The sequence below is a fragment of the Bradyrhizobium tropiciagri genome, assembly GCF_018130505.1.
Lineage (GTDB): Bacteria > Pseudomonadota > Alphaproteobacteria > Rhizobiales > Xanthobacteraceae > Bradyrhizobium > Bradyrhizobium tropiciagri_B.
In genome coordinates this window covers 22,976-48,785 of the sequence record NZ_JAFCKH010000003.1, presented here as the reverse complement: position 1 = coordinate 48,785, position 25,810 = coordinate 22,976, and the positions used below count along the sequence as shown (strand labels likewise).

The window sequence follows — 25,810 nt, the reverse complement described above, 5'->3', positions numbered from 1 at the left end:
AGCCCGGCGCGGCGCCGAATGCGATTTGCTTTGACTTAGGGACTGCCATCGACGACAAGCCGCGCATGCCGAAAAAACCCGGGACCAATCCCAAAGGCGAATTCGCCTTCTTCAACGTGTTCTACGAGGACGGCTCGCAGCGCTCCAACCGCCGCGTGCCGGCGGAGCTGCTCGGCGGGCTCGACGGCGACGAACCGGCGCGCGGCTTCATCATGGAGCAGGACCGCGAGATCGCCGAGAAAAGCGGCCGCCCGGCGCTGGAGATCAAGAAGCTCGAACGCGTCGGGGCGAAGAAGAAGTAGGCTGCCCCTTCGCCTCTCCCGCTTGCGGGGGAGGCCGACGCGCGCAGCGCGCCAGCGATCTCGCAAGTAGCTTTTGAGCTCTTCGATCACCAAAGCAAAAACGGCGGGCCCAAGCCCGCCGTTTTGTTTTGGATGCTGTCCGCGATCAATTATCCAGGAAGCTCCGCAGCTTCCGCGACCGCGACGGGTGCTTCAGCTTGCGCAGTGCCTTGGCTTCGATCTGGCGGATGCGTTCGCGGGTGACCGAGAACTGCTGGCCGACTTCTTCCAGCGTGTGGTCGGTGTTCATGCCGATGCCGAAGCGCATGCGCAACACGCGCTCCTCGCGCGGGGTGAGCGAGGCCAGCACGCGCGTCGTGGTCTCGCGCAGATTGGACTGGATCGCGGCGTCGATCGGCAGGATCGCGTTCTTGTCCTCGATGAAATCGCCGAGATGCGAGTCTTCCTCGTCACCGACCGGGGTTTCGAGCGACAGCGGCTCCTTGGCGATCTTGAGGACCTTGCGCACCTTCTCCAGCGGCATGCCGAGCTTCTCGGCGAGCTCTTCCGGGGTCGGCTCGCGGCCGATCTCGTTCAGCATCTGGCGCGAGGTGCGGACGATCTTGTTGATCGTCTCGATCATGTGCACGGGGATGCGGATGGTGCGGGCCTGGTCCGCAATGCTGCGGGTGATCGCCTGCCGGATCCACCAGGTGGCGTAAGTCGAGAACTTGTAGCCGCGGCGGTACTCGAACTTGTCGACCGCCTTCATCAGGCCGATGTTGCCTTCCTGGATCAGGTCGAGGAACTGCAGGCCGCGGTTGGTGTACTTCTTGGCGATCGAGATCACGAGACGGAGGTTGGCTTCCACCATCTCCTTCTTGGCCTGACGGGCCTCGCGCTCGCCCTTCTGCACGCTGTGCACGATCTTGCGGAATTCGCCGATCTCGAGCCCGGTCAGCGCGGCCAGCGACTGAATCTCGTGGCGCAGGTCCTTGATGCGGTCCTTCTCGTGATGGACGAAATTCTTCCAGCCCTTGGCCGACAGCTTGGAGACGCGGTTGAGCCAGCGCGGATCGAGCTCCGAGCCCTGGTAGTTGCGCAGGAAGTCGTCGCGCGCGACGCCATGGCTGTCGCCAAGGCGCAGCAGGCGGCCCTCGAACGAGACCAGCTTCTTGTTGATGTCGTAGAGCTGCTCGACCAGCGAATCGATGCGGGCCTGGTTGAGGCGCAGCGACTTCACCTCGACGATGATCTCGTCCTTCAGCTTCTTGTACTTGCGCTCCTGCGAGGGCGACAGCGACTCGCTCTGCAACTGGTTGGCGATGTCCTGCTCCTGCAGGCGGCGCAGCTTCTTGTACTCGGATGCGATCTTGTCGAAGGTCTCGACCACCTTCGGCTTCAGCTCGGCCTCGATGGCGGCGAGCGACATCTGGTTCTCGAACTCGTCCTCGTCCATGTCGGACTCGGCCGCGGCCTCGCCCGGATCCTTCTCCTCGCCCTCGGCCTCGCCGCCTGCGGGCGCGGCACGGAACGGGGTCGGCGACGGCGGTGCCGCCGGCGGCGCGACATGGGTGGCGGCGGCGCCATCGGCGCCGTTGCCATTGGCCTCGGCAGCGCCATCGGCGCCGGGGCCCTGGATCAGGTTCGGATTGATGCCGCCCTTCGACTCGGGGCCCGCATAGGTCGCTTCGAGATCGATGATGTCGCGAAGGAAGATCTTTCCTTCGTTGAGCTCGTCGCGCCAGATGATGATGGCCTGGAAGGTCAGCGGGCTTTCGCAGAGGCCCGCGATCATCGCCTCGCGGCCGGCCTCGATGCGCTTGGCGATCGCGATTTCGCCTTCACGCGACAGCAGCTCGACGGTACCCATCTCGCGCAGATACATGCGCACGGGATCGTCGGTGCGCTCGCCGGGCTCCGACTTCTTGACCTCGGTGACGGCCTTCTGCGTGACCTCGACGAGCTCGTTGTCGGTATCGTCCTCGGTGTCCTTGTCGTCGTCCTCGTCGTCGCTCTCGTCGGCCTCGGTGACGTTGATGCCCATGTCCGAGAGCATCGACATGATGTCCTCGATCTGCTCGGGCGAGGTGGTGTCGGAGGGCAGCACTTCGTTGAGCTGATCGAAGGTCACGAAGCCGCGCTTCTTGGCCTGCTTGATCATCTTCTTCACCGCGGCATCCGACAGGTCGAGCAACGGAGACGGCGCCTCGGCGGCATCCTTCTCAGGAGCATCCGCCGCCTTGTCGTCCTTTTCCTTGTCCTTAACCTGCAGCGTCTTTGCCTTGGTGGCCATTCACTAAGCTCCCGAAACGCGGTCCATGCGGAATGGCGCCAGGCGCGCATCCCGCACAATTTCACTGATCAACTCTCGACGCGCAAAGGGCGGCGCAATCATCGCCACCCCTTTGATCCGTCTCGACGGTTTCCATTCTGAAATAGCCGCGAGGCTATTAAGTTTCGCTTAACCCTGTTTTTGCAGCCAAACCATGGATTTGGCGAGTCTTTTTGCGGGTTTGGCCCGCGTCGTCCGCAGCATTTTGTATCAGACGTTGCGCTGGAACCGGCCCGATAATTCGCCGAACCCTTCAATCAGGGCTTCGGTCCCGTCGGCTTCTGCCATCCGGGCCTGGATATCCTGCAACCATGCCAGATTGGCCTCGCTGGTGTCCTCAGCCAAGGCCGCCTCCGCGTCTTTCTTTTCCCTAAGTAAGGCGTGGGTTTTCTGATGCAAGGCAACGAGTTGGCGCCAGGTCGATAAAACGTCCTCGCGCGCCGCACCGACCCTGACGCCCCACACCGCCTGGGTCGTGACCGCATTCTCAACCCTTTGAAGGACTTGAGAAAATCCACCCGCCTCAAGGTCGGACCGCATCTTCTCGGCCTGCTCCTCCTCGTCAGGTGAGTGGTGGTGGTCGTTGGCGAAAGCGGCAATGATGGCGGCCCGCAGCTTGTGCGCCTCGGGATGGGCAAGCTCCAGCGCCGCGACCTCCTCCAGGTGATCGTGCAGCAGCCACGGGTGGTTGATCAGGGACTGCAGGATCAGGGCCTCGCGGCGGGAGATCGCGCTGCGCTGGCCCCGCATGATCGGGCTATTCGCGAGCTGCGGGCTCGCCGCCTGATACGGCCCCCGTGAAATCCCGGGGACAACCGCGCCCTTGGGGGCGAACCGGCCGCCCTGGGCCGGGCCACGGGGGGCAAACGGCCGGGGTGATTCGCCGCCGCGGCCGCCGCCGAAATTGCCCCTGCCGTAGCCGCCCTTGCCGTAGCCGCCGCGCCCGCCCTCCGGCGCGAACGTCCGCTGCAGGCGCTCCTGCAGATCCTGGCGATAATAGCGCCGCACCACCTCGTCGCGGATGCCGTTGGTGAGTTCGCCGATCCGCGCCTCCAGCGCGGCGCGGCGCTCGGGCGTTGCGAAATTGCCGCCCTCGATCTCGCGCGACCAGATCATGTCGGCGAGCGGGCGCGCCACCGAGATCACCTCCTCGATCGCGCCGCGGCCGCCGGTGCGCGCGAGGTCGTCGGGGTCCTGCCCTTCCGGCAGCAGCGCAAAGCGCAGGCTCTTGCCCGGCTTGAGGTTCGGCAAGGCGATATCTGCGGCGCGATAAGCCGCCTTCTGTCCGGCGCGGTCGCCGTCGAAGCAGAGGATCGGCTCGTCCACCATCTTCCAGAGCAGCGCGAGCTGGTTCTCGGTCAGCGCGGTGCCGAGCGGCGCAACGGCGCCGGGAAAGCCCGACGTGACCATCGCGATGACGTCGACATAGCCCTCGACGACGATCAGTTGCGCGCCGTCATGCGCGGCCTGCCGTGCCGTGAACAGGTTGTAGAGATTGTCGCCCTTGTGAAACAGCGCGGTTTCCGGCGAGTTCAGGTACTTCGCCGGAACGTCCTTCTCCAGCGCGCGCCCGCCGAACGCGATGACGCGGCCGCGGGGGTCCGTGATCGGAAACATCACGCGATCGCGGAAGCGATCGAACGGCACCGGCTTGTCCTCGCCGGCGACCAGAAGCCCCGCCTCCACCATGTCCTCGGTGGAGATGCCCTGCGCGCCGAGATGCTCCTTCAGCGCAAAACGGTCCGGCGGCGCATAGCCCATCCGGAACTGGAGCTGGGTCGCCGGCGTGATGGCGCGGTCGGCGAGATAGCCGCGCGCCTTGGCGCCGTGGCGCGAGGCCAGCGTGTCGGCGAAGAATTTGGTCGCGAGTTCCATCACGTCATGCAACGTGCGGCGGTGCTGCTCGTGCCGCGCGGCATCGGGCGTTACGGCCGGCAGCGGCACACCCGCCATCGCCGCAAGGCGTTCGACCGCCTCGGGGAAGGTCACGCCCTCGGTCTTCATCAGGAAGTCGAAAATGTTGCCGTTCAGCCCGGACGAGAAGTCGAACCAGGCCTGCTTCTGGTCGTTGACGAAGAACGACGGCGTCTTTTCCTGCTGGAACGGCGACAGCCCCTTCCATTCCCGCCCGGCCTTCTTGAGCTTGACGCGCTTGCCCACGACTTCCGAGACCGGAAGCCGGGCGCGCAACTCATCGAGGAATTCGGGCGTGAAACGCATGTGGCTCGGGTTCGATACGAAGGGACCATCGATATAGTGCGGGGGCCCTCGGCCCACCATGTTTATCCGCCTTCACCCGTTATCCACACCCCTTCCCCCTCCAGGCCAGCGCGACGCTATTACGGGCCTGCCCCTCGGCGGGGTAGTACCCCGTAATGACCCTGGGGACGGCTGGCTTCAAAGCTTGCCCCACGCCTCGCTCCGGAGTTGGATAGCACCATGTTCACGACGTTCAGAGGCGGACAGAGCGGCGGCTGGAAGGTGACTTCCATCGCGCGGGTGAAGGGCGAGACGCTGCCGCGGGTGGCGGCGCTGTCGGTGATTGCGAGCGACGCGATCGCGCTGCCGCTGCTGCCGTCGCAGACCGCCTGGCGGCTCGCCGGCGTCGCCAGCAATCTGCGCTACACCGAGCGGGAGGAGAAGGACAAGCTCACCGCGGTGCAGGCCGGGCTCGGGCGGCCGGAGGCGACGCATGCCGCGCTGATCCCGATCAGGAAAACCCCCGCCTGGTGGGAACTGACGCAGGAGGAGCGGCGCAAGATCTTCGAGGACAAGTCGCAGCACATCGCGGGCACGCTGAAATTCCTGCCGGCGATCGCCCGCCAATTGTATCACTCGCGCGACCTCGGCGTGCCCTTCGACTTCCTGACCTGGTTCGAATTCGCGCCCGAGCATGACGGCCTGTTCGACGAGCTGGTCGGCGTGTTGCGCGCCAGCGAAGAGTGGACCTATGTCGAGCGCGAGGTCGATGTCCGCGTCGAGCGGGAAGTTTGAAGCTAGGCTACGCGTCCGAGGCCATCAGCGCTCGCCTGCAAGACGGGCACGAAGATGTTCACCATCTGAGAGAGCGTGACGCGCGCCGATGAGGCGCTCGCGCTGATCGCCGCCACGACGTTGCCGCGGCCGTCGAACACCGGGACGGCGATGGAGCGCAGTCCGATCTCGAGCTCCTGGTCGGTGGTGGCGTAGCCGGCCGCTCTGGCCTGCCTGACGGCATCGCGCAGCGCCGCCTTCTTCACCAGCGAATGTTTGGTGCGGGCGGTGATCTCCGCGCCCTCCAGATAGCCGGCGACGCGCTCGTCCGGCCAGCCGGTGAGCAGCACCCGGCCCGTTGCCGAGCAATACAGGTCGATGCGCGTGCCGAGCTGGATGCCTGTCGTCACCAGGCGCTCGGCCTCGGCCCGCGCCACGAACAGTGCGGACTGCCCGTCGAGCACCGCGAGCGAGATCGACTCGTTGAGCTTGTTGCGCGCGGACACCAGGAACGGCTGCGCGATCTCCGGCAGCGAGCGCGAGCCGGAATAGCCGGAGCTCAACGCAAGCAGCCGCGCCTGCGGCCGAAAGTATTTTCCATCGAACTCGAGATAGCCGAGCTCCGCGAGCGTCAGCAGGCATCGCCGCGCCGACGCGCGCGATGTTCCCGACAGCTGCGCCGCCTCGGTGATGGTGAGGCGCCGCCGTCGCGGCGAGAAGGCTTCCAGGATCGCCAGTCCCTTGGCGAGGCCCGCCATTCCCTCCGGCAACCGTGCTTCAGTTTTGCAATCCTGCATGCTCTGGACGCCGTGTTGACAACAGGGGAGTTCGGAATGATTCTACGTTGGTCGTCTGTTCGATATACGAACAAATCACGGCGCAGGCAATGACCGCGCGCCAACAAGCCGGGAGGTCGTTCATGCTGGATCAGGTCAGCCGCACACCGCGCGCCATCGATCGCGTCTGGTCCAACGAGGGCGTGACGCGGGTTCCGTTCTGGATATTCCAGGACAAGGAGATCTACGCCGCCGAGCAGCAGCGGATCTTCCAGGGGCCGAGCTGGAACTTCCTGTGCCTCGCCATCGAAGTGAAGAACACCGGCGATTTCGTCACGACGTTCGTCGGCGATACGCCGGTCATCGTCTCCCGCGATTCAGACGGCGAGCTCTACGCCTTCGAGAACCGCTGCGCGCATCGCGGCGCCCTGATCGCGCTGGAGAGCCGCGGCAACACCAAGGCCTTCACCTGCGTCTACCATGCCTGGAGCTACGACCGGCAGGGCAACCTCAAGGAGGTCGCGTTCAAGGAGGGCATCAAGGGCAAGGGCGGCATGCCGCCCTCGTTCTGCATGGAGCAGCACAATCCGCGCAAGCTGCGGCTCGCCGAAGCGTTCGGCATCGTGTTCGGCAGCTTCTCCAACGAGGTGCCGCCGCTGGAAGAGCATCTCGGCGAGGAGATCTATTCCCGGATCGGACGCGTGATGAGTGGCCGGACGCCGGTGGTGCTCGGCCGCTATACGCAGGCGCTGCCCAACAACTGGAAGCTCTACATGGAGAACGTGAAGGACAGCTACCATGCGAGCATCCTGCACCTGTTCTTCACGACCTTCGAGCTCAACCGCCTTTCGCAGACCGGCGGCATCATCGTCGATGCCACCGGCGGCCATCATGTGAGCTTCTCCGCGATCGATCCGAATGCGGCGAAAAGCGAGGATTACGACTCGCAGGATCTGCGCTCCGACACCGAGTTCAAGCTCGCCGACCCGTCGCTGCTGCAGAGCTTCAAGGAATTTCCCGACAACACGACGCTGCAAATCCTGTCGGTGTTCCCGACCTTCGTCCTGCAGCAGATCCAGAACGCCATCGCGGTCCGGCAGATCGTGCCACGAGGTCCCGACAAGACCGACCTGCACTGGACATTGCTGGGGTTCGCCGAGGACACGCCGGAGCAGCGGCTGACCCGGCTGAAGCAGGCCAATCTGGTCGGCCCTGCCGGCTACATCTCGATGGAGGACGGCTGCGTCGGCGGCTTCGTGCAGCGCGGCATCCTGGGTGCGCCCGACGAGCAGGCGATCATCGAGATGGGCGGATCGGAAGCTGAATCCAGCGAGAGCCGGGTCACGGAAGCGTCGGTGCGCGGCTTCTGGAAGGCCTACCGCGCGCGGATGGGTATTTGAGAGAGTGATGCACGTGACCGACACCACCGCGCTCATCAACCACGTTCAGAATGCGTATGTCCGCTGCATCGACAGCGGCAATCTCGAAGCCTGGCCCGACTTCTTCGAGGACGACTGCGTCTACAAGATCACCACCGCCGACAATTTTGCGCAGGGCCTCGAGGCCGGCGTGATCTTCGCCAACTCCAAGGGCATGCTGCGTGACCGCGTCGCATCGCTGCGGGAGGCGAACATCTACGAGCGCCACGTCTACAGGCACTTCCTGGGCCAGGCGTGGATCGTCTCCGAGAGCGCGGACCAAGTCCGCAGCGAGACCTCGTTCTTCGTGGCGCGGATCATGCGGGACGGCACCACCGACGTCTACGCGACCGGCCGCTACATCGACAGCTACAGGATGAACGGCCGCGAACCGCGGCTGCGTGAGCGCATCGTCGTCTGCGACAGCTCTCGGTTCGACACATTGCTGGCGCTGCCGCTATGAAAGAAGCCATCAAGACCATCGCGCTGACCATTGGCGATCCCAATGGCATCGGCCCGGAGATCGCGGTCCGCGCCGCGGCCGATCTGCGCGCGAGCGAGGATATCCGCATCGTCCTGGTCGGCGACGAGCACGTCGTCAGGCACTATGTCGAGCGCGTCGGCGGCGACGCCCGGCTGCAGCCGTTCACTGCCGAGCCGTCCGACGGCGCCATCCTCCTTTGTGCGGTCGACGCACTGCCTGCCACCGAATTCCGCCCCGGCCAGTTCGCCGCCGCCGCCGGGCGTGCCACCGTCGCCTATGTGGACGCCGCGATCGGCCTCGTCCGCGACGGCAAGGTCGACGCGATCGTCGGCTGCCCGCACAACGAAACCGCCGTCAACGCCGCGGGCATTCCGTTCTCCGGCTACCCCGGACTGATCGCGCGGCTCACCGGCACGCCCGAGGAAAAGGTGTTCATGATGCTGGTCGGCGGCGGCCTGCGCATCCTGCATGCGACGCTGCACGAACGCATCCATCATGCATTGGCCCGGCTGACGCCTGACCTGATCGAGGAAGCCGGGCTGGCTTGCGCTGCCACCCTGCAACGCCTGGGAATCCCGAGCCCGCGCATCGGCGTGTTCGGCATCAATCCGCATGCCGGCGAAAACGGCCTGTTCGGCGACGACGACGATCACATCACCGTTCCCGCCGTCGCGCGGCTGCGCCAGGCCGGCATCGCCGCGGAAGGCCCGGTCGGCGCCGACATCATCCTCGGCCGCAAGGACATCGACGGCTTCGTCGCGATCTATCACGACCAGGGCCACATCCCGGTGAAGCTGCTCGCGGGACGCAACGCTTCCGCGTTGTCGGTCGGCGCCGGCGTGCTGTTTTCCAGCGTCGGTCACGGCAGCGCCTTCGACATCGCCGGCCAGTGCAAGGCCGATCACTCGGCCGTGCTGCGGACGCTGCGGCTGATCGGCAATCTGCCGGCCGACAAGCCCACCACCACTCAGGCGGGCATCGCATGAGCTTCAACGTTACGATCGCAGAGCATGGGGTGACCTTCCCGTGCGAGCCGCGGGAATTCGTGCTCGATGCCGCCGAGCGCGCCGGCTACGCGATGCCGTCGTCGTGCCGCAAGGGCGCGTGCAACACCTGCGAAGCCGGCCTGCTCGGCGGCGAGGTCGACCAGCGCGGCCGCGGACGCCGGACCGCCGCAGACCGCACCGCGCTGATGTGCCGGGCGCGCCCGCGCTCGGATCTCGTGATCAAGCCGAAGCGCTTCGAGCAGATCGACATCTTCCGCCGCAAGACCATATCGGCGACCGTCTACCGGCTGGCGCGGCCGGTCGCCGACGTCACCATTCTGACGCTGCGCTTTCCGATCGGGCTGCGCGCGCCGTTCAAGGCGGGACAGTATCTGCAGGTCATGATGGACGACGGCGACCGCCGCAACTTCTCGCTGGCCAACGCGCCGCGCGACAATGATGGGGCGGAGCTGCATATCAGGCACGTCTCCGGCGGCAAGTTCTCGACGCAGATCCTGCCGCGTCTGTCGGTCGGAGACACGCTGCAGATCGAGGCGCCGTTCGGCGATTTCTTCCTGCGCAAATCCGGCCGGCCGGCGATCCTGCTCGCGAGCGGAACCGGTTTTGCGCCGATCAAGTCGATCGTCGAATCCGCGATCCATGCCGGCGCCGACCGGCCGATGCATCTCTACTGGGGCGCCCGCACCCGCGAGGATATCTATCTGGCGGATTTGCCGATCAGGTGGGCAAGCCGGTATGCCTGGTTCAGCTTCACGCCGGTGCTGTCCGAACCGCCGCCGTCATGGACCGGTCGCACCGGCCTCGTGCACGACGTGGTGCGCGAGGACCACGCCGATATGTCCGCTGCCGACGTCTATGCCTGCGGCAATCCGCTGATGGTGAGCGCCGCGCAGCGCGACTTCACTGAACAACATAACCTGCCGGACGCCCAATTTTTCGCGGATGCATTCGTCGAGTCCGGCACGACCGCGGACCTCCAACCGATCGTGGCCCAATCATGATATTTCGCACTCTCGCCCGCATTGCTCTGGGCATGCTCGCCGTCTCCACTCCGCTTGCCGCACATGCGGAGGACGCCGCAAGCTATCCGTCGCGCCAGATCAGAGTCATCGTGCCGTTTCCGGCCGGCGGCACCGCCGACTCGCTGCCGCGGATCCTCGCCGAGAAGCTGCGCCAGAAGTGGAATCAGCCGGTCATCATCGACAACCGCTCGGGCGCCGGCGGCAATATCGGCGCTGAAACGGTCGCCGGCAGTGCGCCCGACGGCTACACGCTGCTGGCAAGCCCGCCGGGCCCGATCGCGATCAACCAGTCGCTCTACGCCAAGCTTGGCTACGATCCGTCCGAGCTGAAGCCGGTGGCGCTGATCGGCACGGTGCCCAACGTGCTCGACGTGCGGCCCGGCTTTCCAGCCAAGACCGTCAAGGAGCTGATCGACTACGCCAAGGCCAATCCCGGCAAGGTCACCTTCGCCTCGCAGGGCAACGGTTCGACCTCGCATCTCACCACCATCCTGTTCCAGAAGCTGACCGGCACCACCATGGTGCACGTGCCTTACCGCGGCACGGCGCCGGCGCTGCAGGACATCATGGGGAATAACGTCGACCTGTTCTTCGACAATCTCGGCTCGTCGCTGAGCCTTCACCAGGGCGGCACGGTCCGCATCCTCGGCGTTGCCGGCCCGAAGCGCGCGCCTTCGCTACCCGACGTGCCGACGGTAAGCGAGACCGTGCCCGACTTCACCTCGGTGACGTGGTTCGCGCTGATGGCCCCGAAGGGCACGCCGGATGACATCATCGCCAAGCTGAACGCGACGGTGACCGACCTGCTGCGCGAGGACGACATCCGCAGCCAGTTCGAGAAGCTCGGCGTGCAGGTCGATCCGATGGACGTCGAGGCAACCGCGAAGTTCATCGCGGCGGAGCGCGTGCGATGGGGCGAGATCATCAGTTCGGCTCACGTGACGGTAGACTAAGAAACACCCACGGCGTCGTCCCGGCTTTCGCCGGGACGACGCGTAGGGAGATGCCGAATTCCAATCACTGCCTGAGCTCGCGGCGAGATCAGGCGACGCCGATCTGCGTTGGCGGCGCTAGTGCTCGAGAAACCGTCCCGACGCGATCAGCGGCAAATCGGTCACCGGCCAGTTGTAGAGATAAGTCCACGCCTCGCGCACGCTGCCGTCGGCAAGCGTGACCTGCATCATCTGGCGGACATATTCAGTCGGCGGCGGGAAGCCCTCGCCGCAGGCCTCATACATGTCGAATTCGCCGAGCATGGCATCGCGGGCGCGAAGCCGGAACAACTCGCCGTGCACGATGTCGGCGGGATCGTCCGACAGCACCAGGCCCGGATAGTGCTTCACGAGAAAGAGCCGGCCGCGGCATTGCGCCGCGCCAACGAAGTCGGCATTGGCCGACAGCAGCTTGGCCATCGGGTGGTCGAAGCCGCGCATCAACGTGCCGTAGACGAAGAGAAGGTCGGAGGTCATTGTTACCCGGAATGACAGAGAATTGCGGAACGCGCTAGCCCTCCACCTCATCCGTCATCACCACGAACTTCGCCAGCGTCATCCGGCCGAAACTCGTGGAGAGGGCGACGTCGGCGGCGTCGCGGCCGGTCGCCATCAGGATGCGGCCGATCCTGGGAACGTTGTGGCGGGCGTCGAACGTGTACCACTGGCCGGACAGATAGACTTCGAACCAGCCGGAGAAATCCATCGGCGCGGGGTCCGGCGGCACGCCGATGTCGCCGAGATAGCCTGTGCAATAGCGCGCCGGAATGCCCATGCAGCGGCAGAAGGTGAGCGCCAGATGCGCGAAATCCCGGCACACGCCGGTGCGGCTCTCATAGACGTCATGCGCCGACTTCATGTGATGGGCGTGCTGATAGCCGAAGCTGACATGATGGTGCACGAAATCCGTGATCGCCTGCACGCGCGCCCAGCCGGGCGGCGTGGTGCCGAACAGCGACCAGGCAATGTCGGTCAGCTTGTCGGTCTCGCAATAGCGGCTCGGCATCAGATAGAGCATCATGTCGTCGGGCAATTGCTCGATCGCGACCTGCTGCGCCGCCGGATTGACGACGTCAGGCAAGCCGGAATCGCGCACCAGCGCGCTGCCGCGGAAGGTGACGCCGCCGGCGGGCGCGACCAGCCGGCCGCACACATTGCCGAAGCCGTCGCGATAGAAGCCGATCGGGACGTTCGGCTCGGTCGCGATCTCCTCAGTGCCGACGATGTCGGCGTAGCGCGAGGGGTGGATCGACAACATGATCACCATCGGCGTCGGCTGCGCAGCCGTGTAGGTGATCTCGAAGCCGACCTTGATCTGCATCGTCAGGCGGTCTCCCGTTCAGCGCCGGCCGAAACCACGTCGACGTCGACATCCATCCGGACAAAGGCGTCCGCCGGGCCGAGATAAGTGCCATGCAGCGGGATCGCCTGGCGCGGATCGCGGGCGACCGCGACGCGGATCAGGTCGCGCGTGCCGACGATGCCGTTGGTCGGATCGAACTCGATCCAGCCCGCGCTCGGCAGATAGACCTGCACCCACGCATGGGTCGAGCCGCCGCCGACATAGCCCTGCGCGCCGTCCGACGGCATCGCCAGATAACCGGAGACGAAGCGTGCCGCGATGCCGAGCCGGCGCAGCGCCTCGATCATGAACAGCGCGTAGTCGCGGCAGGTGCCGGACTTCGTCTGCAGCGTTTCGAGCGGATGCTGGGTACCCTGCTCGTGCCGCTTGCGATAGCGGAAGCTCTCGCGGATACGGTGGGTCATGCCGCTCAGGATGTTGAAGGTCGGCGTCGGCGCATCGGCGTCGAGGAAGCGCAGCGCCCAGGCCGACAATTCGCCGTTCGGATCGCCGTATTGCGGCGTGATGAACTGCTGCAGATCAGGAAATTCCTCGTCGTCGTAGAGGAACGGATAGAAATAGGCCGGATCATCCGGCGTCAGCGCGAAGCTTCCGACCGGATTGTGCTGCACGGTCGCCGTCGACACGATCGACAGCGTGTCGGCGCGCTCGTCGAAGGTCGCGATCGCCACACTGTTCCCGAACACGTCGTGGATCCAGCGCAGCGACATTGGCTGCGGATCGATCAAAAGCTCGCTCGCGAGCACGCGCAGATCATGGCCGTCGCGCGGGCGCAGCATGACGCGGTGCTCGCCAAACGCCACCGGGTGGGTGTAGCGGTAAACGGTCTTGTGATGGATGGTCAGCAGCGGCATCGTCAAACAATCATCGTGATTCTGGATGAGATAATCTATAGAGGGCTCTGCTCGATTCCAGATCAGCGTGCCGCCTGAATAGGCAAAGTTGAGGAAAAAGGCCGTTGAATTACGCCGGTGGTCCATCCGTCCTGCTCGCAAACACCGATACGTTACCGGTTCTCGAACATAATTCCGGCGGCCGCTCGCCGTTCCTGTTCACCTGCGATCATTACGGCCGGCTGATCCCCTCGCCGCTCGGCGACCTCGGCCTGCCCGAGAGCGAGCTCACCCGCCACATCGCCTGGGACATCGGCATCGCCGGCGTCGCGACGATGCTCGCGGACCGACTCGATGCTCATCTGGTCGCGCAGCGCTATTCGCGGCTGGTGATCGACTGCAACCGTCCGCCGCATGTCGCAAGCTCGATCCCGCTGATCAGCGAGGCGACCACCGTGCCCGGCAATGAAGGCCTGACGCGCGAGGACGCCGAGCTGCGCCGCGCGCAGATCTTCGATCCCTATCACCGCCGCATCGACGAGATCATCGAGCGACGGCTGCGCGAAGGCATGCCGACGGTGCTGGTGTCGATGCACAGCTTCACGCCGGTCTACGCCGGCATCGCGCGGCCCTGGCACATCGGCACGCTCTATCACCGCGACACGGTGCTGCCGCCGCTGCTGCTGCAGCAGCTGCGCCGCGAGGGCGATCTCGTGGTCGGCGACAACGAGCCGTATGCCGTGAGCGACGAGACCGACTACACGATCCCCGTGCACGGCGAGAGGCGCGGCCTGATGAACTCCGGCATCGAGATCCGCCAGGACCTGATCTCCGACCAGGCCGGCGAGACCGCATGGGCCGAGCGGCTGGCGCGTATCCTCGGCGAGATCGAGGTCACGCTGCGCAAGGAGGCGAAGATCTAGCCGCTTGCTGATCGATTGCAGGATTCCGCTGTGAACGACATGCCTCTCGTAACCTCGACCACGCTGTTCGCTTTGGTGACAGCATGTGTCCTGACGTCAATGTCGACGACCGCACTTGCGGCTTGCAAGACGACGCTGCGGGGAGAGCTTGTGCCGAACGACAGCCCCAAGCTGCTCTTTCAAGCCGTTCCGCAAGAGCTGCTGTTCTTCTCGCTCGATGAGATCATCGAGGAGAACGGCCACAAGGTGACGACGAGGTTCCAGTCGTTCAGGATTCAAAATAGCAATATGACGTTCCCGACGCCGTTCGAGCTGGAGGTCGACTCGCCGAGGGACTGCCCAAAGCAAGTCGAGTTAAGCGTGGTCGGCTCCGACCACGACGGTTTTCATCATGAGTTTCCGTTGCGAGGCTGGAAACGAATCAACCTTGAGAACGACGAATTCGAGCGCGTCATCGTCTATCCGCCGACATTCTGAGTACCGACGATTTTCCGCGCGATCGACCAAGCCTGGTCAGCCTGGACCTAGCTGACGAATACCACCCGCGTCTCCACCGACACTCGCCGATACAGGTCCTCGACGTCGTCATTGACCAGCCGGATGCATCCGGTAGCGACGAGATGGCCGATGGTCTTCGGCGAATTCGTGCCGTGGATCAGCAGGCCCGGCTTGTCGAGCAGCAACGCGCGTGCGCCCAGCAGGCTGCCGGGGCGCCCGGCCGATGCCAGCAGAGCGTCCTTGATGTCTGCACTGGGCGCCTTCCAGTCGGGCCATTCAAGCTTGTTCGTGACACGCGACAGGTTGCCGCCCTTCAGGCACTCTCCCGCAATGCCGATGCCGTAGCGGCGCGCCGAATTGTTCGAGTCGATCAGATAGAGAAAGCGGCTTTCGCGATCGACGACGATGGAGCCTGCCGCGACCGTGGTGCGATAGAACACCACCTGCCGCTGCAGCGCGAACGGCAGGCCTTCGCCGGAGGAGCCGCCATCGACGCCTGCCTTCAGGTCACCCATGACGACTTCCTGCTGGCCCCGCGTCGCCTTTGACGCCGATGCCGTCATGCCGCCGGCGACAGGCCTTTTGCCTGCGAACTGCCAATAAAAGACCACCGCCGACACCGCGATGGCGACAACGACCGCGCAGGCGGCGATGATCGCCGGCCGGCGGCTTCCTTTCGTCGACAACACCGCGTCGATCTCGGCCGCGTGTTTCGCTTCGTCGGCAGCCAGTTCATCCTCGATCCGCTGGACCGCGTCTTCGAGCGCGGCGGTGTGCGACGCTGCGGCCTCAGGCGTGAGGTGCGTCGATCTTGTGATGAGGCCCAAGGCCTCGTGGTAGATCCTGTCGCGCCCCGCGGCATCCTTGCCCGCGACGGCCCTCGTCAACAGCCCATAATAATCGACGTCCATGGGTCACCTCGGACTATCTGACCGGAGGAGCGTACAGGATTCCACCCCGCGTCCACAGCGCATTCAGTCCGCGCGGGATGCTGAGGCGGCTCTGGGTTCCAACGTTCCTCTCGAAGATCTCGCCGTAATTGCCGACCGCGCGAACCGCGCGCGCGGCCCAATCCTGCCCGAGCCCGAGTTGCCGGCCGAACTCGTCCTCGCTGCCGACCAGGCGGCGGATGCCGGGGCTCGACGATTTCAGCGCGTCGTCGATCGTCGTCGATTTGACGCCGAGCTCTTCGGCGTTGATCAGCGCATAGAGCGTCCACTTGACGAGGTTGAACCACTGGTCGTCGCCCTGCCGCACCACCGGCCCGAGCGGTTCCTTGGAGATGACCTCCGGCAGGATGACGTGGCCATCGGGCGCAGCAAGCTTGAGCCGCTCGGCATAAAGCTGCGAAACGTCGCTGGTCAGCACATCGCATTTGCGCTGCTCATAGGCCGCGCGGGTTTCGTCAGCGGTGCCGAGCGCAAGGACGGTCACCGGCATATCGTTGGCGCGGAAGTAATCCGACAGATTGAGTTCGGTCGTGGTGCCCTTTTGCGTGCAGACCGTCTTGCCGCCGAGTTGCAGTGCCGTATCGATTCCGGCCTCGCGGCGCAGCAGGAACCCCTGGCCGTCGTAGTAGGCGACGCCGGCGAACAACAGACCGAGCGAGGTCTCGCGCGACATCGTCCAGGTCGAGTTGCGCGACAGCATATCGATCTCGCCGGATTGCAACGCCGAGAAGCGGCTGCCGGCATCGAGCGACATGAACGTCACCTTGCCGGGATCGCCAAAGATCGCGGCAGCGACCGCCCTGCAGATATCGACGTCAAATCCGCTCCAGTTGTTCTGCCCGTCGCGACTGGAAAAGCCCAGCAGGCCCTGGCCGATGCCGCATTTGAGCACGCCGCGTTCCTTGACCGCAGCGAGCGTTTGCGCGCGCGCCATCGGGCCGCCTGCAACGAACGCGGCCACGAGCAATGCCGCCATGAGCGCGAACGAGCGTTTGATGTGATGAGGCATGTTGTCCCGGAGTCAGTTGCGGCGCATCGATGATGTGCGGGGGAGCGGGTGACTGTGTCGAGCCATTGCGACCTCGAAAAACCGCCACGCCGAAAAACGCGCCCGTGATACGGATCAACGCGAAAGACGGTTCATCGCCGCGACGCCCATTGAGTCTCACGGAGATATTTGACCACAGGCCGCCGGTGATTGCCAAGCCCGCCGGAAATGCGGAAGGTCGCAGCCCGGCATCCGGAAACATCGATCAAGTTCGCAGTCGCTTGCGACATCGCCGCTTGCGCGCAGGCTCGCAACATCAGGACATCCGAGATGACGTCAGCGGCGCCCGACGCGGTTGACCGGCCCGCCGCGGTTCATTGGCGTTCCCGGCCGGACCGCTTCGCGCGCGGCCGCACGTGCAACCGGGCGCGGCCTCAGCACCACGCCGGCCCTCGCGACGCAGCCCACGGGGTAACCGACGTATTGGCAGTAGATTACGGCACTGGCGGGCTTGCTGGTGACCGTAGCCCCAACGAATCCAAGTGCCGTGCTGAGCGCCACACCGGCGAACGTCAGTGACCATCGAAGCTTCTGCATGACTCCCTCCTCGGATCAGACTGTCATGGAATGCCGGACAAGCCGTTGGCTCGGCCTTCCCGCTCGTCGATCAAGCCTCCGGCAAGGCGGGTCGGCCTTGACCTGAGTCAATCGGTTGCCAAGCGCACCGAGCCCTTGGCCCGTAGTTCTACGGCCGTAAACCGCTTGATCGAGATCAAAGCGCGACTCATGGCCCGATGCTGTGTCGTTTGGGCTGTCCGTTAGCCCCGGTGTCGCGGTGTCGGCCAACTGGTATGTCACGTTCGAACTTCGCCCGCGCGGGCTGCTGAATCGAAGGGCGCGCAGCCCTCGCGAGACACGGACGTTTGCAACCGAAGCGGAAGCCAAGGCATTCGCGCGGACAAAACTGGATGAAGGGCTGGTGGTGTTTGCCGGCACCATCAATCCGCACCTCCCCAAGCAGTTGATCCTGTCGCAGCACATGGCCGATTGGCTGGTCGAACAGTGAGGCCGGCCCCGGCGGAACGCGCCACCAGCCTTGGCTGGCACAAAGTGCATAGAAGCAGCAGGCCAACGTACGATTGCCCTTGAGTGTTGCCATTTTGGCACGGGGCTTATCGCGACCTGCATCTAGTCTTCGATCGTAGCCCCGATTGGGCGAACGGAATGCGTAGCTGTTCACCACTGATGCGAAGAGACTGGGGAGATTATTCCATGAAGAAATTTCTGCTTTCCGCTGCCGTGATGCTGGGCATCGCGACGCCTGCGCTGGCAGCCGACATGGCCGTCAAGGCCGTACCTGCACCGCTTCCTCCGCCAGTCTACAACTGGACCGGTTTCTATATCGGTGCGAATGGCGGCTGGGCTCAGAGCCGCTCCTGCTGGGACTTCATCCCCGTTGTCGGTGCCGTCGTGGCCGACGGCTGCAGCACACGTTCCGGCGGCGTCGCCGGCGGACAGATCGGCTATCGCTGGCAGACCGGCCAGTTCGTGTTCGGTGTCGAAGGCCAGGGCGATTGGGCTGATCTGAAAAGCTCGCGCCTCAGCCTGATCGATCCGCGGTTCTCGACCACGACCAAGACCGACGGGATCGGCCTGATCACCGGCCAGCTCGGCTGGGCGTGGGACGCCTTCCTGCTCTACGTCAAGGGCGGTGCAGCCGTCACCAGCAACCGCTACGACATCTTTACCACGATCGGCGGCGTCGGCGTGGCGTCGGCGTCATCGACCCGTTGGGGTGGCGCCGTGGGCGTCGGCTTCGACTACGGGTTCACGCCGAACTGGACGATCGGGCTCGAGTACGACCACCTCTTCATGGGCGATGCAAACAACTCATTCTCGGTCGTCAATCCCATCGTGGCCGGCGCGGCGAACCGCATCAGCCAGGACGTGGATATGGTGACGGTACGCCTGAACTATCGCTTCGGCGGACCGGTCGTCGCGAGATACTGACCTTCCAGAACTTACGTAACGTGGGCCCGGCAGCTTTGCCGGGCCTTTTTTTTGCGCGACGATCCTGCGAACCCCGGCTCGTGCGGTCTCAGCCCAGCGACACGCCGGCCTTTGCGCGGCTGATACCGAGGGCCACGATCCGCTGCAGCAGATCCGGGTATTTGAACCCGTCATGCTGCGCCGCCGTCGCGAACTCCTGGCTCTTCGCGATCTCGGGATTGGGATTGGCCTCGATGAAATACGCGGTGCCGTCGGCGGTGAGGCGGAAGTCGATGCGCGCGTAGCCGTCCAGACCCAGTGCCCGGTAGATGCGCTTTGCGGTGTGCTGGATCCGCGCGGCGAGTTCCGGTGCGAGGTCCTTCGCGGGCCCATCGACGATGCCGACGCGCTCCTGGTAACTCGGATCGTGCTTGGCCTTTTCGGTGGCGATGCGGCGCGCGCGCTGGCCGCCCATGCTGCCGAACTGCAATTCCCAGACCGGCAGCGCGCGCAGCCGGTTGTTGCCGAGGACGCCGACATAGAGTTCGCGTCCCTCGATATATTGCTCGGCGATCGCGGCGGTGCCGATCCGCTCGTGGATGAAGGCAACGCGCTCGGCGAGCTTCTCGTCGCTATCGACGATCGACGCCTGCGAGATGCCGAACGAGCCGTCGAGATGGAGGCTCTTGACGATCAGCGGCAGCGCCAGCCGCGCCGGCCGCTTGACCTTGCGGCGCATCGGAAACACCGCGAAGGCCGGCACCGCGATCCGGCGATGGTGCACCAGCGCCTTGGACAGATCCTTGCCGCGCGCCAGGATCAGGCCGCGCGGATTGCATCCGGTGTAGGGAATCCGCATCAGCTCGAGGAAGCTCGCGATGTGCTGGTCATACACCACCTCGTAGTGGAACTCCTCCAGCAGGGTGAACACCACGTGCGGCTTGAAGTCGTCGATCGCCTCGCGCACCGGCTTGATTTCCTCCTGGACGCCGAGCGGACGCACCTCGTGGCCGGCCGCGCGCAAGGTGCTGACGACGTCGTATTCGGTCTTCCACGAGTTGATCTCCTGCGCGGAGTAGCCGTCGCTCGAATCCGGCGGTACGAAGTCGGGGTGCATCAGCACGAGAATGCGAAGCCGCCTCATAGCGCGATCCATTTCCGCCGCGACGGACCGAACAGCGCGTGCATGGTCTTGGCGGTCAGCAGGATGGTGAAGTTGGTGACGAGCTTCTGCTCGGGGCCGACGGCGCGCAGATTGAGCTCGCGGCAGCGCGAGATCATGTCGTCGAGCACCGCATCGAGCGTCAGCTGGTTCTCGCCGGTCCACTGCGCGACCAGTTCGCGGATTCGTGCACGGTGGCGCCGGATGAACGCCGCCGCCGACGGCGACCGCAGATGCCGGGGATCGGCGGAGAACAGCCGCGACAGGTCGCGGTCGTAGGTCTTCGGCGGATTGAAGGCGTAGAACGCCTGCTTCTTCTTGTAGTGTTCGCCGATCGTCTGGCTGAGGGTGTGCAGCGGATCGACGCGGTCGCGGTTCATCAGCGGCGGCCGCTTGCCTGCGATCTCGCCCATCAGCTCGTCGACATATTCGAGCTTCTTCAGCGCCGGCCAGCCGGCATAGCGCGTCCGCCAGTTCGAGCGCGGCCGCAGCCACACCGCGAAGGTCTCGGCGAAATCCTCGTCCGGATGGCTCTGCGCGTACCAGAGCCGAAGATGCTGGACATAGCTCCGGCTGGCCGGATTGGGCCGGTAGTAGCGTGGATAATGTTTCGAGGACGGGCCGAACAGCTGCTGCCAGCGCCGGCGGCGTTGCAACTGGTAGCCGTGCTGCACGGCATGGCCCGCCTCATGACGGAGAATGGCCATGCATTGCGACCAGGTACCGCCCTCGACGTCGAGCATCATCTTCTTCTCGAGCTTCATCAGGCGGGGATGGGCGAGATAGAACGGGATGGCGATGCCGGGCACATTCGCCGGACTGAACCACTCGCTCGATATCCACGCGTGCGGCCGCAGCCGGATGCCGCGCTCATCGAGCTCTTCATGCAGCGTGGCGAGGCAATCCTCGAGCCAGGTGCCTTCGACCGCAACCCTCAGACTGCTGAGGCGCTGCTCAAGCAACTGCGCATCCGACAGCTTCTCCCAGGCAAATTTCCGCTGCGGCATGCGCCTCCAGGAACCATGACAACGCGACCTCCGGATGGTGTCATATGTTGGTCACAGATGGCAACCATCGCCGGGCTTTCGCGGCGTGCCGCTGGCTGCGCCGGCTGTGCCGCACCGGCGACGTCGCCTCTCTCAGTGCGGCTTGCCGACGACGGACGCAAAGGACAGGATGACGATCTCGTCGCCGCTCTCGTCGCTGACATGCATGGCCCAGTCGCGCCAGTCTTCCAGGCTGGTCGTTGCGACGAGCGATCGCATCATGCAGGTCGCCGCCTCGCACGCCTCGGTGAGGCTGGCGACGGCGGTGCCGCGGCGGTCCATCAACACACCTTGGGTGTTGGAGCAGTGGAAATAGACCTGGGCCATGTTCGCGTCCTCGCGGCGTCCGGGCGAGCGGCTCGCCCTTTACGAACCCGAAGCCTACGCGGATGGAGCGATGCCATCTGTGATGCCGCTCACAAAGGTGAGCACGCGTGGAGCCGCCGGTCTGGGAACCCCGCAACTAACCGCGAAACGGCGCCAGCAAAGCATGCGGATCGGTTTGCAGGTCGGGGTGCCGGCGCAGATGTTCCAGCATGAATTTGACGAAGGCCCTGACCCGCGCCGGCAGGCCCTTGCGGCTCGGATAGTGCAGCGAGACCTCGAAGCCCGGCCAGATCCAGTCCGGCAGTACGACCTTGAGCTCGCCGCTGCGCAGCAGCGGCAGCACCCGCGGCAACGGTGCGTAGACGAGGCCCTGGCCGTGGATGGCCGCGGTGATCAGCGCCGTGAGGTCGTTGGAGACGAAATTGCCGCGCACCTGCGGCGTGATCCGTTCCTCGCCGCGGACCAGCGTCCAGTCGATCAGGCGGCTGGATGCGCGGCGGCGGAGTCGCAGGCAGTTATGCGCCTCAAGGTCAGACGGCGCGTGAGGCGGCGGCTGCCGCGCCAGATAGTCGGGCGACCCGCACACCACGAACGGCAGCATGGCGATCCGCCGCGCCACCACGCTGGCGTGCTCGACGCGGCCGGCGCGGAAGCCGACGTCGTATCCCTGCCCGATCATGTCGGTGATGTTGTCGTCGAGATCGAGCTCGACCTCGACATTGGGATACACCCTGGCGAAGGCGGCGATCAGCGGCTGCACATAGGCCTGGGTGAACGGTGCGACCCCGGTGACGCGCACCACGCCGGTCATGGCGCTGGCCCGTTCGCGCGCCGCGCTGCGCGCGTCCTCCAGCTCGCGCAGCGGATCGGCGCAGCGCTCGTAGAATAGCCGCCCTTCCTGAGTGACGCCGAGCTTGCGGGTCGACCGCTGCAGCAGCCGGACACCGAGTTCCTGCTCGAGCCGGACGACGTTCTTGCTCACCGCGACCGGCGTGATGCCGAGCTCGCGCGCGGCGGCGACGAAGCTGCCTGATGACACCGTCTTCACGAAGCTCAGCACTCCGCGCATGCTGTCGGTCGGCATGGATGACAACTCCGCGATTACAAACTTGAGGTTTGGACTGATCATAGCACGGCCGGCGTAGTCGTCACCGCCCCGCGCGCCGAGAATGGGCCGCGCATCCCGGCTTCGCCGGCAAGAGGAGAGCGATCGTGTTCGAGCCCAGCACTTCCCTTTTCGACCTGATCCCCGCTGTGATCAGCGCCTGTGTCCTCTGCTTCGCCATCGACCTCTGGCGCCGGGCGATCGAAGCGGCACGCGGAGTTGACCGGCACGGCCGGCCGATAACACTCGGCGCGATCCTCGCCGCCTGGGCGGGACTGGCGCTGCTTGCGACCCATGTTCCTGCCGTCGGTCGGTTCGTCGGATTGACGCCGGGACTTCAGCCCGTCCTGCTGCTCGCTGCGATCGCGGCTCCGGTTCTCGCGGTCTGGTCCGCCGGCAACCGCGGTATCTTCGACGGCATCCCGTTCGAATCCTTGCTGACCTTCTTCTACTGGCGCGCGGTGTTCGGCGCACTGCTGCTGGTCGCCGGCGCGGTGGGCCGGCTGCCGACCGACTTCGCCATCTCCGCCGGTCTCGGCGACATCGCCGTGACGATACTGATGGTGATGGTTCTCGCGATACGAACCGCGTCGGGCAGCGAGGTGCGCGGAGCCGTGCTGCTCTGGAACACGATCGGCTTCGTCGATATGGTCAACGTGCTGGTGGGCGCCGCAACCGTGGTGCGACCGTGGGCGGAGCACCGCGGCATGCCCGGCCAGTTCGGCCTGCAGCTGTTCGGGGTACCGATCTTCATCGCCCTCCACATCCTCGTTTTCGGCCGGCTGTGGCGCGAGCGGCAGACCGCGTCGCGCCCGCTCGCGGTCTGATCCGGCGGCCGGGCGCCGGTCAGTTGGGCCGACGCCGCCAGACGAACGCGATGTACAGCAACACGGGCAGGCCGAGCGCCGCCCAGGAGACAGCGTCCCACCAGCCGTCTCCGACCAGCGCGCTGATCAGTCCCAAGGTGCTGAGGATCGCGATGACGAGCGGGGCCGCGAAGATTTGGCCCAATGAGCGATGCGCGATCATTCTGCGGCGTCGCGACGATCGGAGAGCGGGTTGTCAATGGCCGCGGCATTCGCGATGGCGCGTTCCTGGCTGACACCGGCCTTGCGCCGGCGCCACCACAGATAAAGCCCGGTGACCAGGACGAAGATGGTCAGGACATCCAGCAGCGCCCAGACGATCTTCAGCGGCATGCCGCCATAGTCGCCGAAATGCAGCGGCTGCGACACGAACAGCGTCAGCACGTACCAGGGCATGTCGCGGCTGTCGGTCAGCTTGCCGGTCTCCGCATCGATCAGCGCCGGCTTGAGCAGCCGCGAGGTCAGCGGGGTATCGCCATGCATGAACACGGCGTAGTGGCTCTTGCTGCTGAAAGTGGTGCCGGGGAATGCGACGAAGCTCGGCGTCATGCCGGGCATCGCCTGCGAGGCCACCTCCACCGCCGCGTTGAGCGAGGCCAGTTTCGCCGGCACCAGCCGGTCACGGTATTGCGCGGTCATCTCGGCGAGCTGGCCGAACTGCCACATCTTCAGCACCAGGTCGGCCCAGGTGTTGATCACCCCGGTGAAGCCGACCACCAGCGTCCAGGCCACGAGCAGGATACCGGCGAGATTGTGCACGTCGAGCCAGCGCACGACGCGGGTGCGGTGGCCGCGATAGGTGCCGAAGCGCAGCTTCCGCATCGAGGGCGCGTAGACGACGATCCCCGAGATGATCGCGACGCAGAACAGGATCCCCATCAGGCCGAGAAACAGTTTTCCGGGCAGGCCGGCGAACATGTCGGTATGCAGCTTCAGCATGATGAAGGTGAAGCGGCGGGTGAAATCGGGCGCGTCGAGATAGGCGCCGGTGTGGGTATCCATCCGGACCAGGAGGTTGTTGGTCGGATCGGCGTCGATGGTGGGGCCGACGCTGACGAACATCGCGTTGGGATCGTCGCGATCCCAGATCAGGAAGTGCGGGACCTTGCCCGGCTGCTGCGCCATCGCATTGGCCAGCACCTGATCCAGATTGGCGCGCGGCGTGCCGGCCGGCACCTCCGCCGGCTTGACCTGGTCGTGCAGCAGCTCGTCGATCTGCTCGTGGAAGATCAGCGGCAGGCCGGTGATGCAGAGCAGTAGCATGAACAGCGTACAGATCAGGCTGGTCCATTTGTGAACCGCGCCCCAGCGCCGCAGGGATGTCGTCGTTGCAATCAACTGAATTGCCTGAATCGTCTGGTCGTCGGCCGCGTCGTGGCCGGCTTGGAGCGTCGTCACTAACATGATGGAATCCGCACGCAGCGGTTTCGCAGTTTAGAACACGTCCAAGGGCAGGTTTATCGCGCGGCGGTGTTGCGAGCCCGCAACGACAACACGCACCGCTGCGACAATCCGCTCCAGTTATTTCGAATGCTTCTAAGGATCACTCCGATCCGGCTCATGCCTCCAGTCTCTCGACCCTCGCCATCGCGATCACCTGACGCGAACGCGTGGGCGGTGCAAACCGCCCACGCCCTCATTTATTGGGCGGCGCGTGCCGCCCACGCTCTCACTTACTGCGCGGTCCAGCCGCCATCGACCGAGATCGCCGTTCCGGTGATCTGATCCGCCGCGCCCGAGCACAGGAAGGCGACGGTACCGCCGAGTTGCGCCGGCGAGACGAACTGCAGCGACGGCTGCTTCTCGGCCAGCAGCTCGCGCGTCGCGTCGTCCTTGCTGATGCCCTTCTGCGCGGCGTTGTCGTCGATCTGTTTGTCGACCAGAGGCGTGCGCACCCAGCCCGGACAGACTGCATTACAGGTCACGCCGCTGCCGGCGGTCTCCAGCCCTACCACCTTGGTCAGGCCGATCAGCCCGTGCTTGGCCGCGACATAGGCGGCCTTGTGGGTCGAGGCGACGAGGCCGTGCGCCGAGGCGATGTTGATGATGCGGCCCCAACCCTGCTTCTTCATCAGCGGCACCGCAGCCGCGATGCCGTGGAATGCGGCCGACAGGTTGATCGCAAGGATCGCGTTCCACTTGGCGGCCGGGAATTCCTCGACCGGCGCGGTGAACTGGATGCCGGCATTGTTGACGAGGACGTCGAGCCGGCCGTATTTCGCCGCCGTCGTGGCGATCAATCCGCGCACGGCATCTTCCTTCGACATGTCGGCGCCGTCGTAGCTGACACGCACGCCGTGCTCGCGCTCGATGCCGCTACGGATCGCCTCGATCTCACCCGCATCGCTAAAGCCATTCAGCACGATATCGGCGCGCAGCCTTGCGAGCTCCTTGGCGATACCAAGACCGATGCCGCTGGTCGATCCGGTGACGATCGCTACCTTGCCCTTGAACATGAGAATTCCTTTCGAT

The 25,810-nt window shown here is 65.3% G+C and carries 28 protein-coding genes; 12 read left to right on the top strand and 16 right to left on the bottom strand.

Annotation, left to right across the window (positions count from 1 at the left end):
* The first annotated feature begins 65 nt into the window (after positions 1-65).
* A complete protein-coding gene (locus JQ633_RS07905; RefSeq protein ID WP_211984311.1) occupies positions 66-302 on the top strand; it encodes a hypothetical protein in 237 nt (78 codons plus the stop codon).
* A gap of 145 nt (positions 303-447) precedes the next feature.
* On the opposite strand, the gene rpoD is transcribed toward JQ633_RS07905, so the two are convergent.
* Both rpoD and dnaG read right to left on the bottom strand, forming a co-directional pair.
* Positions 448-2,577 (bottom strand): RNA polymerase sigma factor RpoD, encoded by a 2,130-nt coding sequence (rpoD, locus tag JQ633_RS07900; protein ID WP_211984309.1) that lies wholly within the window; start codon positions 2,575-2,577, stop codon positions 448-450.
* Positions 2,578-2,826: 249 nt separating this feature from the next.
* Positions 2,827-4,836 carry a DNA primase gene (gene dnaG, locus JQ633_RS07895; RefSeq protein WP_211984307.1) on the bottom strand — a complete coding sequence of 670 codons (2,010 nt, stop codon included), beginning with the start codon at positions 4,834-4,836 and terminating at the stop codon, positions 2,827-2,829.
* 219 nt (positions 4,837-5,055) lie between these two features.
* Between dnaG and JQ633_RS07890 the strand changes: the two genes are divergently transcribed.
* Entirely contained in the window at positions 5,056-5,610 is a 555-nt protein-coding gene (locus JQ633_RS07890; RefSeq protein ID WP_211984305.1) for a chlorite dismutase family protein, read from the top strand.
* Positions 5,611-5,612: 2 nt separating this feature from the next.
* Here JQ633_RS07890 and JQ633_RS07885 read toward each other — a convergent pair whose 3' ends face one another.
* Entirely contained in the window at positions 5,613-6,347 is a 735-nt protein-coding gene (locus tag JQ633_RS07885) for an IclR family transcriptional regulator domain-containing protein (RefSeq protein ID WP_211984304.1), read from the bottom strand.
* A gap of 161 nt (positions 6,348-6,508) precedes the next feature.
* Between JQ633_RS07885 and JQ633_RS07880 the strand changes: the two genes are divergently transcribed.
* Genes JQ633_RS07880 through JQ633_RS07860 form a run of 5 tightly spaced genes read left to right on the top strand, consistent with a single transcriptional unit; the run spans position 6,509 to position 11,249 of the window.
* A complete protein-coding gene (locus tag JQ633_RS07880; protein WP_211984302.1) occupies positions 6,509-7,765 on the top strand; it encodes an aromatic ring-hydroxylating dioxygenase subunit alpha in 1,257 nt (418 codons plus the stop codon).
* Between the two features lie 7 nt (positions 7,766-7,772).
* Positions 7,773-8,246: an aromatic-ring-hydroxylating dioxygenase subunit beta gene (locus JQ633_RS07875; RefSeq protein ID WP_211984300.1), complete on the top strand. Its 474-nt coding sequence runs from the start codon at positions 7,773-7,775 to the stop codon at positions 8,244-8,246.
* Positions 8,243-9,253 carry a PdxA family dehydrogenase gene (locus JQ633_RS07870; protein WP_211984297.1) on the top strand — a complete coding sequence of 337 codons (1,011 nt, stop codon included), beginning with the start codon at positions 8,243-8,245 and terminating at the stop codon, positions 9,251-9,253. The genes JQ633_RS07875 and JQ633_RS07870 overlap by 4 nt, the downstream gene beginning before the upstream one ends.
* Positions 9,250-10,275, top strand: coding sequence for a 2Fe-2S iron-sulfur cluster-binding protein (locus JQ633_RS07865; protein WP_211984295.1), 1,026 nt, complete (start codon positions 9,250-9,252; stop codon positions 10,273-10,275). Before JQ633_RS07870 ends, JQ633_RS07865 begins: the two co-directional genes overlap by 4 nt.
* Complete coding sequence (locus JQ633_RS07860; protein WP_211984293.1) at positions 10,272-11,249, top strand: Bug family tripartite tricarboxylate transporter substrate binding protein; 978 nt, start codon at positions 10,272-10,274, stop codon at positions 11,247-11,249. Before JQ633_RS07865 ends, JQ633_RS07860 begins: the two co-directional genes overlap by 4 nt.
* 117 nt (positions 11,250-11,366) lie before the next feature.
* On the opposite strand, the gene JQ633_RS07855 is transcribed toward JQ633_RS07860, so the two are convergent.
* From JQ633_RS07855 to JQ633_RS07845, 3 genes are read right to left on the bottom strand one after another with little or no spacing between them, the layout of a single operon-like run.
* Positions 11,367-11,765 (bottom strand): gamma-glutamylcyclotransferase family protein, encoded by a 399-nt coding sequence (locus JQ633_RS07855; RefSeq protein ID WP_211984291.1) that lies wholly within the window; start codon positions 11,763-11,765, stop codon positions 11,367-11,369.
* A gap of 34 nt (positions 11,766-11,799) precedes the next feature.
* Positions 11,800-12,609 (bottom strand): transglutaminase-like domain-containing protein, encoded by an 810-nt coding sequence (locus tag JQ633_RS07850; protein ID WP_211984289.1) that lies wholly within the window; start codon positions 12,607-12,609, stop codon positions 11,800-11,802.
* Between the two features lie 2 nt (positions 12,610-12,611).
* Entirely contained in the window at positions 12,612-13,505 is an 894-nt protein-coding gene (locus tag JQ633_RS07845) for a transglutaminase family protein (RefSeq protein ID WP_211984287.1), read from the bottom strand.
* Positions 13,506-13,609: 104 nt separating this feature from the next.
* Here JQ633_RS07845 and JQ633_RS07840 point away from each other — a divergent pair, with 104 nt between their 5' ends.
* A complete protein-coding gene (locus JQ633_RS07840) occupies positions 13,610-14,407 on the top strand; it encodes an N-formylglutamate amidohydrolase (RefSeq protein WP_211984285.1) in 798 nt (265 codons plus the stop codon).
* Positions 14,408-14,437: 30 nt separating this feature from the next.
* Positions 14,438-14,884, top strand: a complete 447-nt coding sequence (locus JQ633_RS07835) for a hypothetical protein (RefSeq protein WP_211984283.1) — start codon at positions 14,438-14,440, stop codon at positions 14,882-14,884.
* Positions 14,885-14,931: 47 nt separating this feature from the next.
* Here the strand turns inward: JQ633_RS07835 and JQ633_RS07830 are convergent, their stop codons facing one another.
* From JQ633_RS07830 to JQ633_RS35165, 3 genes are all read right to left on the bottom strand, one after another.
* The gene (locus JQ633_RS07830) at positions 14,932-15,816 is read right to left on the bottom strand and encodes a L,D-transpeptidase (RefSeq protein WP_211984281.1); all 885 of its coding nucleotides are present in this window, start codon (positions 15,814-15,816) and stop codon (positions 14,932-14,934) included.
* Between the two features lie 13 nt (positions 15,817-15,829).
* Positions 15,830-16,831 carry an amino acid ABC transporter substrate-binding protein gene (locus JQ633_RS07825; RefSeq protein WP_211984278.1) on the bottom strand — a complete coding sequence of 334 codons (1,002 nt, stop codon included), beginning with the start codon at positions 16,829-16,831 and terminating at the stop codon, positions 15,830-15,832.
* 348 nt (positions 16,832-17,179) lie between these two features.
* Positions 17,180-17,440, bottom strand: coding sequence for a hypothetical protein (locus JQ633_RS35165; protein WP_249159017.1), 261 nt, complete (start codon positions 17,438-17,440; stop codon positions 17,180-17,182).
* 238 nt (positions 17,441-17,678) lie between these two features.
* On the opposite strand from JQ633_RS35165, the gene JQ633_RS07820 reads away from it, so the two are divergent.
* Both JQ633_RS07820 and JQ633_RS07815 read left to right on the top strand, forming a co-directional pair.
* A complete protein-coding gene (locus JQ633_RS07820; protein WP_211984276.1) occupies positions 17,679-17,909 on the top strand; it encodes a hypothetical protein in 231 nt (76 codons plus the stop codon).
* 206 nt (positions 17,910-18,115) lie between these two features.
* Positions 18,116-18,853, top strand: a complete 738-nt coding sequence (locus tag JQ633_RS07815) for an outer membrane protein (RefSeq protein ID WP_211984274.1) — start codon at positions 18,116-18,118, stop codon at positions 18,851-18,853.
* 88 nt (positions 18,854-18,941) lie between these two features.
* On the opposite strand, the gene JQ633_RS07810 is transcribed toward JQ633_RS07815, so the two are convergent.
* The 4 genes from JQ633_RS07810 to JQ633_RS07795 form a co-directional block, all read right to left on the bottom strand.
* Positions 18,942-19,976 carry a D-alanine--D-alanine ligase family protein gene (locus JQ633_RS07810; RefSeq protein WP_211984272.1) on the bottom strand — a complete coding sequence of 345 codons (1,035 nt, stop codon included), beginning with the start codon at positions 19,974-19,976 and terminating at the stop codon, positions 18,942-18,944.
* Positions 19,973-21,001 (bottom strand): putative zinc-binding metallopeptidase, encoded by a 1,029-nt coding sequence (locus tag JQ633_RS07805; protein ID WP_211984270.1) that lies wholly within the window; start codon positions 20,999-21,001, stop codon positions 19,973-19,975. Before JQ633_RS07805 ends, JQ633_RS07810 begins: the two co-directional genes overlap by 4 nt.
* 132 nt (positions 21,002-21,133) lie before the next feature.
* Entirely contained in the window at positions 21,134-21,367 is a 234-nt protein-coding gene (locus JQ633_RS07800; protein ID WP_211984268.1) for a DUF6894 family protein, read from the bottom strand.
* A 136-nt stretch (positions 21,368-21,503) separates the two neighbouring features.
* Positions 21,504-22,451 carry a LysR family transcriptional regulator gene (locus JQ633_RS07795; RefSeq protein WP_211984266.1) on the bottom strand — a complete coding sequence of 316 codons (948 nt, stop codon included), beginning with the start codon at positions 22,449-22,451 and terminating at the stop codon, positions 21,504-21,506.
* Between the two features lie 128 nt (positions 22,452-22,579).
* Here JQ633_RS07795 and JQ633_RS07790 point away from each other — a divergent pair, with 128 nt between their 5' ends.
* Positions 22,580-23,299 carry a hypothetical protein gene (locus tag JQ633_RS07790; protein ID WP_211984264.1) on the top strand — a complete coding sequence of 240 codons (720 nt, stop codon included), beginning with the start codon at positions 22,580-22,582 and terminating at the stop codon, positions 23,297-23,299.
* Positions 23,300-23,318: 19 nt separating this feature from the next.
* Here the strand turns inward: JQ633_RS07790 and JQ633_RS07785 are convergent, their stop codons facing one another.
* The 3 genes from JQ633_RS07785 to JQ633_RS07775 form a co-directional block, all read right to left on the bottom strand.
* The gene (locus tag JQ633_RS07785) at positions 23,319-23,501 is read right to left on the bottom strand and encodes a hypothetical protein (RefSeq protein ID WP_211984262.1); all 183 of its coding nucleotides are present in this window, start codon (positions 23,499-23,501) and stop codon (positions 23,319-23,321) included.
* Positions 23,498-24,673: a PepSY-associated TM helix domain-containing protein gene (locus tag JQ633_RS07780; protein ID WP_211984932.1), complete on the bottom strand. Its 1,176-nt coding sequence runs from the start codon at positions 24,671-24,673 to the stop codon at positions 23,498-23,500. The genes JQ633_RS07785 and JQ633_RS07780 overlap by 4 nt, the downstream gene beginning before the upstream one ends.
* 338 nt (positions 24,674-25,011) lie before the next feature.
* A complete protein-coding gene (locus JQ633_RS07775; RefSeq protein WP_211984260.1) occupies positions 25,012-25,794 on the bottom strand; it encodes a 3-hydroxybutyrate dehydrogenase in 783 nt (260 codons plus the stop codon).
* Positions 25,795-25,810 lie beyond the last annotated feature (16 nt).